At 38.5% G+C, this 11,362-nt stretch carries 11 protein-coding genes and 1 rRNA gene; 11 read left to right on the forward strand and 1 reads right to left on the reverse strand.

Annotated elements, in window-relative coordinates; translation table 11 throughout:
- Window positions 1–6 precede the first annotated feature (6 nt).
- The 3 genes from I573_RS05405 to I573_RS05415 are packed head-to-tail and all read left to right on the forward strand — an operon-like array spanning window position 7 to window position 1,886.
- Complete coding sequence (locus I573_RS05405; protein WP_016185946.1) at window positions 7–387, forward strand: iron-sulfur cluster biosynthesis family protein; 381 nt, start codon at window positions 7–9, stop codon at window positions 385–387.
- Window positions 380–1,267 (forward strand): metallophosphoesterase, encoded by an 888-nt coding sequence (locus tag I573_RS05410; RefSeq protein ID WP_016185945.1) that lies wholly within the window; start codon window positions 380–382, stop codon window positions 1,265–1,267. Before I573_RS05405 ends, I573_RS05410 begins: the two co-directional genes overlap by 8 nt.
- Before the next feature lie 13 nt (window positions 1,268–1,280).
- Complete coding sequence (locus tag I573_RS05415; RefSeq protein ID WP_016185944.1) at window positions 1,281–1,886, forward strand: DUF1054 domain-containing protein; 606 nt, start codon at window positions 1,281–1,283, stop codon at window positions 1,884–1,886.
- Window positions 1,887–1,957: 71 nt separating this feature from the next.
- Here the strand turns inward: I573_RS05415 and rpsD are convergent, their stop codons facing one another.
- Window positions 1,958–2,569 (reverse strand): 30S ribosomal protein S4, encoded by a 612-nt coding sequence (gene rpsD / locus I573_RS05420; protein ID WP_016185943.1) that lies wholly within the window; start codon window positions 2,567–2,569, stop codon window positions 1,958–1,960.
- A 350-nt stretch (window positions 2,570–2,919) separates the two neighbouring features.
- Between rpsD and I573_RS05425 the strand changes: the two genes are divergently transcribed.
- From I573_RS05425 to I573_RS05460, 8 genes are all read left to right on the forward strand, one after another.
- Window positions 2,920–3,717 (forward strand): formate/nitrite transporter family protein, encoded by a 798-nt coding sequence (locus I573_RS05425; protein ID WP_016185942.1) that lies wholly within the window; start codon window positions 2,920–2,922, stop codon window positions 3,715–3,717.
- 91 nt (window positions 3,718–3,808) lie between these two features.
- The gene (locus I573_RS05430) at window positions 3,809–4,585 is read left to right on the forward strand and encodes a Cof-type HAD-IIB family hydrolase (protein WP_016185941.1); all 777 of its coding nucleotides are present in this window, start codon (window positions 3,809–3,811) and stop codon (window positions 4,583–4,585) included.
- A 12-nt stretch (window positions 4,586–4,597) separates the two neighbouring features.
- Window positions 4,598–5,020 (forward strand): methylglyoxal synthase, encoded by a 423-nt coding sequence (gene mgsA, locus I573_RS05435; RefSeq protein ID WP_016185940.1) that lies wholly within the window; start codon window positions 4,598–4,600, stop codon window positions 5,018–5,020.
- A gap of 106 nt (window positions 5,021–5,126) precedes the next feature.
- On the forward strand, window positions 5,127–5,924 hold the full coding sequence (locus I573_RS05440) for a TIGR00282 family metallophosphoesterase (protein ID WP_016185939.1): 798 nt from the start codon (window positions 5,127–5,129) through the stop codon (window positions 5,922–5,924).
- Between the two features lie 15 nt (window positions 5,925–5,939).
- Complete coding sequence (locus tag I573_RS05445) at window positions 5,940–6,311, forward strand: YlbF family regulator (RefSeq protein WP_016185938.1); 372 nt, start codon at window positions 5,940–5,942, stop codon at window positions 6,309–6,311.
- Window positions 6,295–8,847 (forward strand): DNA mismatch repair protein MutS, encoded by a 2,553-nt coding sequence (gene mutS, locus I573_RS05450; RefSeq protein ID WP_016185937.1) that lies wholly within the window; start codon window positions 6,295–6,297, stop codon window positions 8,845–8,847. Before I573_RS05445 ends, mutS begins: the two co-directional genes overlap by 17 nt.
- Window positions 8,848–8,864: 17 nt before the next feature.
- The gene (mutL, locus tag I573_RS05455) at window positions 8,865–10,814 is read left to right on the forward strand and encodes a DNA mismatch repair endonuclease MutL (protein ID WP_016185936.1); all 1,950 of its coding nucleotides are present in this window, start codon (window positions 8,865–8,867) and stop codon (window positions 10,812–10,814) included.
- Window positions 10,815–11,285: 471 nt separating this feature from the next.
- Window positions 11,286–11,362 (forward strand): 16S ribosomal RNA (locus tag I573_RS05460); the annotation flags it as partial.

An 11,362-nucleotide genomic window follows, 5' to 3' on the forward strand; every position in this document is an offset into this window, starting at 1 on the left:
ATGAGAATGTTAACACTAGAAATAAGCCCAGAAGTTGCAAAAAAAATCACTGATTTTAAAGGACCAAATGAACGAATCCTCCTTGATCATGAAGATGGACAAGGACCTTTTGTCGATCATGCGATATCTTGTCAGTTAAATCCAAATTTTTCATTATTATTTGTGGATCAAACGTATACCGACGCAGAATTAAGCGATTATAAACTTAAAGTAGAGACAAACATAGGACCGATTTTCTTAAAAGAATCCGCGACACGCTTATTGGATCAAGATAACCGACTTGTGATCGAGCCTACGTACAAACGAGTACAATTAAAGTCAGATGGTGGGATTTTGGCACAAGATATCGCGTTTGTTAAAAAATCTAAGGATACTATCCGTGGGTAAAATCGCAATTTTATCGGATTTACATGTGGATATCAATCAATTTTCAACTGTCGAGTATGCTCAAATGGTCGACTATTTAAAACAACAGAAGGTAACAGATGTCCATATCGCTGGAGATATTGCCAATACGAAACAAGAAGCATTAGCCTTTGTGGAGTATGTGGATCAATTTTTTACGACTACGTTTCATTGGGGAAATCATGAAATGGCAGATTTAAAAGGAGAAGAAGAGATCGAAGCGTATCCAGATCACCGGTTTTTAAATTTTTCTTGGCGTCAGTTAAGTAGTCAATGGACATTAGTCGGCATGAATGGGTGGTATGATTATTCTTTTGCTACACAACCGCGCGATTTTTCGCGATTTAAACAATTGGTTTGGTATGATCGTAAAATTACACGAGCTACATCTGATCCTCTTTTACTAGAACAACTAGTCGAACGTTTAGATCAGTATCTTGCGACTTTTCCTAAAGATCAGTCGCTGATTTTTACGACACATTTTGTTCCGCATCATGCATTTGTACCAGAATATAAGCCACCTTATGAAAAATGGGGGCAAATGAATGCTTTTTTAGGTTCCGAAAAGATTCATGAGGTATTAAAAAAATATCCTCAGGTCAAACAAGTCGTATTTGGGCACACCCATCGTAAGTTAGAAACGCATAGGATTGACAACATTACTTACCATTGTCGGCCGTTAGGATATATGTATGAATGGCCAGCGACTAGAAAATGGTTAAGAGACTATATCGATGCACCGTTACCAAATATGGCAGCAGTAAAAAAAGGGCTTCATGTGCACCAAGAAGCGTATCAACAAGTAAAGCCTGCTATTTGGCAAGCCGAATTTGCCAAGTCTATCAGTTATTTTGAATTTTAGAAATGAGGTCAACATGGAACGATTCACTAAAGAAAGTTTTGCAGTCTTTCAAGTAGAAGGCCTAGAGGCACGGATGGAGGCGATTCGCGAAGATGTTCAACCGGTATTTGCAACATTAGGTCAAAAAATTTCGGATTACTTGACCCAAAAAACCGGAGAAATCTATTATGTTCATATCGCACAACATCGTAGACGTACTATTCATGCACCAGATAATACTTGGGTTGCCATCGGTCGAAACAAACGAGGGTATAAAATGGAAGCTCATTTTCAGTTGAGTTTGTGGGAAGATCGGTTGTTCATTTGGCTATCGTTGATTGATCAACCTAAAAACAAAGCTAAAATGGCTGAGTATTTACTGAACCACCAAACAGACATTATGTCTTTACCAACCGATTTTGTCGTGAGTGGCAGTCATTTAGTTTCCGATTATGTTGCCTTAGCGGACAGTCAGTCGATTTTAGAGCGCTTTGTTCAGGTGAAGAAAAGTGAATATCAGATTGGTCGGATGCTGATGAAGGAAGAAGTCCTAGCCACGCCGGATCTATCACAAGTTATTTTAGAAACGATTGAGCAGTTGTATCCTTTATGGAATGTACTAGAAACAAAAAACGTCTAACAATTTTGTTAGACGTTTTTTTTTGCAATAAAAAAACCAAAGCGAAAAATCGCTTTGGTAAAATCCAAAAATTAAAGTTTTTGGTTGTAGAATTCAACGATAAGAGCTTCGTCGATTTCAGCGTAAAGTTCGTCACGTTCTGGTAAACGAGTTAATGAACCTTCTAATTTTTGATCATCAAAACTTACAAATGCAGAACGACCAACAGTTGCTTCAACAGCTTCTTTGATGATTGTTAGGTTTTGAGATTTTTCACGAACGCCGATCACTTGACCAACTTCAACGTGGTATGAAGGAATATCCACACGTTTGCCATCAACAGTGATGTGGCCGTGGTTTACTAATTGACGAGCTTGACGACGAGTAGTCGCAAGACCTAGACGGTAAACAACGTTATCTAAACGTTGTTCTAGTAATACCATGAAGTTAACCCCGTGTTTACCTTCTTTGATTTTGCTAGCTTTGATAAATAAAGTACGGAATTGACGTTCGTTCATACCGTACATATGACGTAGTTTTTGTTTTTCAGTTAATTGCATACCGTATTCTGAACGAGAACCACGGCTGTTTGGTCCGTGTTGTCCTGGTGCGTAAGGACGGCGAGCTAATTCTTTACCTGAACCTGATAATGAGATGCCTAAACGGCGTGAAATTTTCCAAGATGGGCCTGTATAACGTGACATGAAATGTTTCCTCCAATAAATTTATTTGTTTGGAGTAAAATAATCCGTTGAAAAATTCATTACCATGTAGTTTGTTCTTCAATCTTCACCTTTGCAGCCGCGGTTACACAATTGAACCTCTGCGGGCAACAAACTAGGGATGGGTAATTATTTTCCTGCTGCATTATTTTACACAAAGAATAGTATACTGTGTTTTAGCGCATTTTGTCAATTACTATTTCCTTACTGAAAAGATTCATTATAAAATCATTCGTGTTTTTTTTCACAAATTACTTTACAAATAGTGAAAAGCTTATTAGAATAGGAATGTAAGGAAAGACAAAAAGTATAAAGATAAAGGTGGAAAAATCATGAATCCAATCTCGCCATTGTTTGAGAAAATTGATTTATCGATCGAGAAAAAAATGGACTTGATCGAACATAGTTACTTACGCTACGCGGTTCGTGCGATGTTAGCGTGTTTGTTTTTAACTCTGGGTACTGGGATCGCCTTTGCAGTCGCAATCAAAGCAGAGCATTTGGCACCAGGATCTGGTAAATTCTTTTATGCATTTATGTTCAGTTGGTCACTTGTGATGATCTTATATATGAATGCAGAGCTTGGCACATCGAATATGTTGTACATGACAGTCGGAGTTTACCGTAAACGTATTGGCATTGGCAACGCAGCGAAGATCTTGTTTTCTTGTATTTTATTTAATTTAATTGGTGGTGTGATTTTTGCTTACTTGATGTCATTAACGGGACCATTTTTAGATATGCATGCCAATCAATATTTGATTGATTCGATTTCAAGTAAATTGGATAAACCGACATTGCAAATCTTAGTGGAAGCGATGTTTGCCAATATCGTGGTAAATATTGCCGTATTGGCAAGTATGCGAATGAAAGATGATGCTGGTAAAGTCATGGCTATCGTGTTCATTATTTTCATTTTTGCCTTCTTAGGATATGAACACGTGATCGCCAACTTCCCAGCTTTCTCATTAGCTTTCTTTATTTCAAAAGGAACAATGGCTTCAATGACAGTAGGAAGTGTGGCACATAACTTGATTTTTGCCTTTATCGGAAACTATATTGGTGGTGGGTTAGTCATGGGTCTAGTCTATGCATGGTTAAACAATTCAAAATCTCGTTACGTCGATTAAAAGAGTGCAAATTGCGCTCTTTTTTTTATTTGACTAGAAATAACGGTTACATTCCGTTATCATGAAGATATGTGTAGGAGGGAGTGTCAGGATGAAACGAAAATTAATTGCTTTTGATTTAGATGGAACACTTTTAGATGAACAAAAACAACCGTTAGCAAGTACGATTGAGGCCATCAAACAATTAAAGGCGCAAGGACATGCAGTAACGATTGCAACAGGACGCAATCATTTACTTGCAAAAGAAGTGATCGATGCAGTAGGGTTTGATTATGCCATTGTATGCAATGGATCTGTTGCGTTACATAAAGACCGCTTATTATTTGAACAACCATTATCTGTTGATCAGCTTGCTCCTTGTTTAGAACAGCTGCATCAAGATCAAATCGATACGGCGTTTGTTAGTTTAGATGAAACAAAACGTGTAACTACATTTAATGAAGACGTGATGGAAGAAGCGATGCGTTCATTTGGGTCACATCTTCCTGAATACGATGAAAATTTCCACCATCATGAGACGGTTTATCAAGGATTAGCTTTTTATGACGAAACGTATCCAATAGATGAGACTGCTTTTGAAGGATTAAGCTTTGTACGTTGGCATCCAAAATGTGTGGATATTATTCCAAAACATGGATCAAAAGCCAAAACATTGCTGTTTCTAGCGGATCATTTAGGTATTTCTAGAGACGATACGATTGCATTTGGAGATGGATTAAATGATCTTGAAATGTTAAGTCAAGCTGGTGTAGGGATCGCGATGGGCAATGCCAAAGAGGAAGTCAAGAAATGCGCCAACTTTGTCACCAAGACAAATGAAGACGATGGGATTTATCATGCGTTAGTTGAATTAAACTTGATTCAGTAAGGAGCGTTAAGAATGAAAATTGCATTGATTGCACACGATCGAAAGAAAGACATGATGATTCGACTGGTTTCAGCTTATCGGCCGATTTTAGCTAAACATGAATTATTTGCAACGGGAACGACGGGTAAAAAAATCCAGGAAGCAACCAACTTGCCTGTGCATCGCTTCAAGTCAGGTCCTTTAGGTGGGGATCAACAAATCGGGGCGATGATTTCTGAAGACCGTTTAGATTTAGTGATCTTTTTACGAGATCCTTTAGCTGCCCAACCTCATGAACCAGATGTGACCGCGTTGATTCGCTTGTCGGACGTATATGAGATTCCTTTAGCGACGAACATTGGGACAGCGGAAGTCTTGTTGCGAGGACTGGATGCTGGTTTTTTAGATTTTCGTACCATCGTTCATGAACTGGACGAACGCCCGCTTTCTTTATAAACCATTAGGATTGCTTTTGAAAAAGAAGCAATCCTTTTTTTTCGTATCTAAAAGCTTTATAATGAACAATGAAGAAAATCGGGAAAAGAAAGAAGAGGACGAAAGTTTGCGTTTATTATTTATTGGAGATGTTGTAGGGTCATTAGGAAGAGATACGATTACGGAATATGTACCAAAGTTAAAAAAGAAGTATCGTCCGCAAGTCACGATCGTAAATGGTGAAAATGCAGCCGGTGGTCGTGGAATTACAGAAAAAATCTATAAAAAATTTTTACAAGATGGTGTCGATGTTGTGACATTAGGCAATCATACTTGGGATAACCGAGATATTTTTGAATTTATCCCTGAAGCGAAAAAAATGTTGCGTCCAGCAAATTTCCCTAAAGGAACTCCCGGAACAGGACTTGTCTATGTGAAGGTCAACCAGGTAGAACTTGCCGTGATTAATTTACAGGCAAGAACCTTTATGACACCAATTGATGATCCTTTTGTTGTGATCGACGAACTAGTCACAGAAGCAAAAAAACGAACACCATTTATCTTTGTTGATTTTCATGGGGAAACAACTAGTGAAAAACAAGCGATGGGATGGTTTTTAGATGGTCGCGTTTCTGCTGTAGTCGGAACACACACGCATGTTCAAACGAACGATGCACGAATTTTACCAAATGGTACAGCTTATTTAAGTGATGTTGGCATGACAGGGCCTTATGATGGGGTTTTAGGGATGAAAAAAGAAGCCGTGATCGAAAAATTTATGACGGCATTGCCAAGACGATTTGAAGTCGTTGAAACAGGTCGTGCGTTATTAAGTGCCTGTGTGATCGATTTAGATCCACAAAGTGGTAAAGCCAAAAAAATCGAAGCATTTCAAATTAGCGAGGATCGCCCATTAATGGAATAAGAAAGTAGGCTATACATGGAAGAGTCAATACAAAAAGAACTGGATCAATTAGAGCAATTGCTTGCCGCGCATCCAACTATTCGCGAATTTAAAGAAGTCCAAATGCGGGCGCAAAATAACGCGGCTTTAAAAGAGTTGGAAGCACAGATCAAGCGGGCACAAAAAGATGCGGTTCAATATGCCCATTATGAAAAGCCAGAAGCTGAAAAAATCGCCATTCAAGAAATCGCGCGTTTACAAGCAACCTATGATCAACATCCATTAGTTGTTCGTTATCGCGATGTCTTGTATGAAGCAAATGAATTATTGCATTATGTTACTACGACACTGCAAAAAAAAGTAAATCAAGTAATCGAGGAGGAACCATTGGATGCCTCAAAAGACTAAACATACTCCAATGATGGAACAATATTTTTCAATTAAAAAAGAATATCCAGATGCATTTTTATTTTACCGTTTAGGTGATTTTTATGAATTATTTTATGACGATGCGCAACAAGTCGCGCAATTACTAGAACTCACGTTAACGAGTCGCAATAAAAATGCGACCGATCCTATTCCAATGTGTGGCGTACCCCATCACGCAGCAGCTGGATACATCGATACATTGGTGGAACAAGGATATAAAGTGGCGATTTGCGAACAAGTAGAAGATCCGAAAACGACTAAAGGGATGGTCAAACGAGAAGTCGTTCAATTGGTCACACCAGGAACCGTGATGGATGGTAAAGGACTGACTTCAAAGGAGAACAATTACTTAACTGCTTGTGTAACAGAAAACGAGCAATTTGGGTTTGCTTATGTGGATCTAAGTACTGGAGAAGTCAACGTGACCAGTTTTCTAGATAAAGATGTATTGCTAGATGAGGCGAGTGCTCTGCAAACAAAAGAGATGGTCATCGTTGATTTAGATGAGACGTTGCAAGTAGAGTTGACGAAACGGCTTGGATTGGTATTTTCGACGCAAGACATTCTGGAAAGTCGTCATGAACAACTAGAGACGATTACCGAAAATGTGCAACGACAAGCCCTTTTCTTATTGTTTAGTTATTTAGAGCGGACGCAAAAACGTCAACTGGATCATCTGCAAATTCCGCAAGTGTATCAACCAGAACATTTTTTAAAAATGGATCATTATTCTAAAGCAAATTTAGAACTCACACGTTCGATGCGTTCTGGTAAAAAACAAGGGACGCTTTTGTGGTTGTTAGATGAAACAAAAACGGCGATGGGTGGACGCTTGTTGAAACAGTGGATCGATCATCCATTGATTACAAAACGCGCAATTGAAATGAGACAAGCGCAAGTAGAACAACTATTGACGGCCTTTTTTGAACGAATTGAATTGATTGAACAGTTAAAAGGGGTATACGATTTAGAACGCTTAGCTGGTCGTGTAGCTTTCGGAAACGTAAATGCACGTGATCTATTGCAACTGTGCCACTCTCTAGAACAAGTACCAGCGATTCGTAATAGCGTCTTATCACTTGATCAGACTGTGTTTCAGGAGCTTTTGACCGAGTTGTCACCATTAGAAGATCTTGTCGCGTTGATTCGTGGGTCAATCAATGAAGAAGCACCGTTACAGATTACAGAAGGTAACGTCATTAAAACAGGATTTCATGCACAATTGGATCAATATCGCGATACGATGCGTAACGGAAAGCAATGGTTGGCTGATTTAGAAGCAAAAGAACGAACGCAGACCGGTATCAAAAATTTAAAAGTAGGGTACAATCGAGTATTTGGTTATTATATTGAAATTACAAAAGCCAATTTAGCAACATTTACTCCGCCAGAATATTTTGAGCGTAAGCAAACGTTATCCAATGCGGAACGGTTTATCACACCTGAGTTGAAAAAAATCGAAACGATGATCTTAGAAGCACAAGAAGAATCGACAGCTTTAGAATATCGTTTGTTTTTAGAGGTTCGTGAACAAGTCAAGCAGTCGATTACGCGGATCCAAGCATTGGCAAAAGCGATCAGTACCTTAGACGTATTGCAAAGTTTTGCGACAATCAGTGAACAGTACCAATATGTGAAACCAGTGCTTACAAATGAGCATCGCTTGTTTATTAAAGAAGGGCGTCATCCGGTTGTCGAAAAAGTATTAGGTAAACAAGAATATGTCCCGAATGATTTGATTATGGAAGAAGATACGATGATTTCATTAATTACAGGACCAAATATGTCAGGGAAAAGTACGTATATGCGTCAATTGGCGTTAACGGTCATTTTAGCGCAAATCGGCTGTTTTGTTCCTGCCAATGAAGCGATTATTCCGATATTTGATCGGATCTTTACCCGAATTGGTGCAAGCGATGATTTGATTGCAGGCCAAAGTACGTTTATGGTGGAAATGATGGAAGCCAACCAAGCTTTACAACATGCGACGAAAAACAGTTTGGTTTTATTTGATGAATTAGGTCGTGGAACAGCGACATATGATGGAATCGCATTGGCGCAAGCCATCATTGAATATATTCACGAGCATGTAAAAGCCAAAACGCTCTTTTCGACACACTATCATGAATTAACGGAGTTAGCGAATACATTGCCTCATGTGATCAATCAACATGTTGGAACGGTTGAAGAAGATGGCGATGTCGTGTTCTTGCATAAAATGATGGCAGGTCCAGCTGATAAAAGTTATGGGATTCATGTCGCTAAGATTGCTGGATTACCAGAAAGTTTATTAGAACGTGCGACGACGATCTTAGCAGAACTTGAAGCTACGACACCAGTTTCAACGACTCCAACACCTGTAGCAGTTGAAGTCATTGAGCCAATCGAACAATTAGATTTATTTACAGAAGATTCCTCTGTGTTAAATGAGTTGGAACACTTAAATGTTTCGATGATGACACCAATCGACGTGATGATGCAAGTCGTTAAATGGCAACAACAATTGAAAGAGTAGTAAGGGGTGGATCAAGTATGGCAAAGATTTTAGAACTTTCAGAACAACTAGCCAATCAGATTGCAGCGGGTGAAGTGGTTGAACGTCCTGCGTCGGTAGTGAAAGAATTAGTCGAAAATGCCATTGATGCAAAAAGCACCCAGATCGATATTTATTTAGAAGAAGCAGGATTGAAAAAGATTCAAATCGTAGATAATGGGGAAGGCATTGCTGCAGAAGATGTGTCGCAAGCCTTTAAACGTCATGCAACGAGTAAAATCTATAATCAGGCTGATTTATTTCGGATTCGGACTTTGGGATTTAGAGGAGAGGCGTTACCAAGTATCGCCTCTGTTTCGAAAGTGACTGTTGAAACCAGTTCGGAGGGAGAAGTTTCTGGAACACGTTTAGTGCTTGTTGGTGGGAAAATGGAGCGACATGAAAAAGCCGCATTGCGCCGTGGAACGAAGATTACTGTCGAACAGTTATTTTTTAATACACCAGCCCGATTAAAATACGTCAAAACCATTCAAACGGAACTGGCAAATATTGGCGATATTGTCAATCGCTTGGCTTTAAGTCATCCTTCTATAGCGTTTCGTCTCTTTCATGAAGGCAATCAAATGTTGCGTACAAGTGGAAATGGTGAGTTGAGACAAACGATTGCTGGAGTCTACGGGGTGCAAACGACTAAAAAAATGCGCTCAATCGAAGCTAAGGATTTAGATTTTACAATTCGTGGATATGTTTCGCTACCAGAAGTGACGCGTGCGAGCCGTAATTATATTTCAACGATTATTAATGGTCGTTATATCAAGAATTTTGTTTTGAATAAAGCAATCACACAAGCGTACGGATCGAAATTGATGGTCGGACGTTTTCCAATTGCCATTATTGAAATTGAGATGGATCCGTTGCTTGTTGATGTAAATGTTCACCCAACGAAACAAGAAGTTCGATTATCAAAAGAAGCAGAATTGGTCACGTTGCTTAAACAAAGTATCAGTGAAGCCTTAAGAGAAGAAAATCTGATTCCAAATGCATACGAAAATAAAATGTTCGCTAAAGAAGAAAAGTCAGTCGAGCAGATCGAATTGGAAATGCCAAGACAAGTGAAGTCCGATCGTTTAGCTTATGATTCGATATCCGGTGAATTTTATGTTCCAAAACTAGCTACACCAAGCATAGCATCTGAATTAGAAGAGATTCCGTCTATAATAGAAGAAAAAACATCACATTTAGACTCTATCAAAGAACCTAATATAGAAGAAACAAAACATGAGGCAACAGATTTAGCTTTTGCAATTGGTCACGAGACCCAACACGTTACGACGCAAATGGTCAAACGTGTATTGGATGAACCAGTAGCTAAAGAGCGGTTTCCACATTTAGAGTACTTTGGTCAAATGCACGGGACGTACTTATTTGCCCAAAGTCAGAACGGTCTGTATATCATCGACCAACATGCCGCGCAAGAACGAATCAAATATGAACTATTCCGTGAACAAATTGGTCACGTAACAACAGATCGTCAAGCCTTATTGGTTCCGATTGTATTGGAGTATCCTTCAAATGACTACGTTAAAATAGAAGAGGCTAAGGATACGTTTGAACAGATCGGATTGACGTTGGAACCGTTTGGTGGATATAGTATTGTCGTACGTGAACATCCGACTTGGTTTATTAAAGGAAAAGAAGAGCAAACTATCCGTGAATTGATTGAAATGTTCTTAGAAGTTGGATATATTTCGATCAAAGAATTTCGTGAAGCAACAGCGATTATGATGAGCTGCAAACAATCGATCAAAGCGAATCATTATTTGGATGAGAGACAAGCGCGCTTACTATTAGAAGAGTTAGCGCAATGTGACAATCCATTTAACTGTCCTCATGGTCGTCCAGTGTTGATTCATTTTAGCAACGGCGATATGGAAAAATTGTTTAAACGAATTCAAGATCCGCATCGTTCGTTACGAGAAGAAGGATAAAGTGGCCTATTTTTAGGCCACTTTTTTATTGTTTAATGAAAAAGGAAAGTTATTTCAGAAAAAGAGTAAAAAATAGTTGCATTCTCTATTTTAAGGTGCTATGATAGCTAAGTTGTTTCTTTTGAGAAAACATTATTTTATTACATGAAATAAAACGGTTGACACAAGAGATAACGGATGATATTATAACAAAGTAGTTTTTATATACATTGTTTAAAACACTGATTTATCAAATAAAATAAATCGAAAAAGCGTTTGACAAATAACAAAAAATATATTATACTTATGAAGTTGTTGATTAAGAAAATAACATTTCTTGATTTGCTGGTAGACCTTTGAAAACTGAACAAAGCAAGCAAACGAACCAATAGTGTAAGGTGTTTCTATTTAATAGAAGCAAAACAAAACAGCAAGCAATTATTGCTAGCAAAGTCAATTTAGAGCTTAACGATCGTAGATCGTTTCAAATTTTTTTATGAGAGTTTGATCCTGGCTCAGGACGAACGCTGGCGGCGTGCCTAATACATGCAAGTCGAACGCTTCTTACT

Origin of the sequence: Enterococcus sulfureus ATCC 49903, from assembly GCF_000407605.1 — a bacterium.
Classification (GTDB): domain Bacteria; phylum Bacillota; class Bacilli; order Lactobacillales; family Enterococcaceae; genus Enterococcus_G; species Enterococcus_G sulfureus.

Coding starts and splice junctions, on each gene's coding strand:
- I573_RS05430 (WP_016185941.1), top strand. CDS start 3,809: ATGAAACGAAAATTAATTGCTTTTGATTTAGATGGAACACTTTTAGAT.
- I573_RS05405 (WP_016185946.1), top strand. CDS start 7: ATGTTAACACTAGAAATAAGCCCAGAAGTTGCAAAAAAAATCACTGAT.
- I573_RS05415 (WP_016185944.1), top strand. CDS start 1,281: ATGGAACGATTCACTAAAGAAAGTTTTGCAGTCTTTCAAGTAGAAGGC.
- I573_RS05425 (WP_016185942.1), top strand. CDS start 2,920: ATGAATCCAATCTCGCCATTGTTTGAGAAAATTGATTTATCGATCGAG.
- rpsD (WP_016185943.1), bottom strand. CDS start 2,569: ATGTCACGTTATACAGGCCCATCTTGGAAAATTTCACGCCGTTTAGGC.
- mutS (WP_016185937.1), top strand. CDS start 6,295: ATGCCTCAAAAGACTAAACATACTCCAATGATGGAACAATATTTTTCA.
- mgsA (WP_016185940.1), top strand. CDS start 4,598: ATGAAAATTGCATTGATTGCACACGATCGAAAGAAAGACATGATGATT.
- mutL (WP_016185936.1), top strand. CDS start 8,865: ATGGCAAAGATTTTAGAACTTTCAGAACAACTAGCCAATCAGATTGCA.
- I573_RS05445 (WP_016185938.1), top strand. CDS start 5,940: ATGGAAGAGTCAATACAAAAAGAACTGGATCAATTAGAGCAATTGCTT.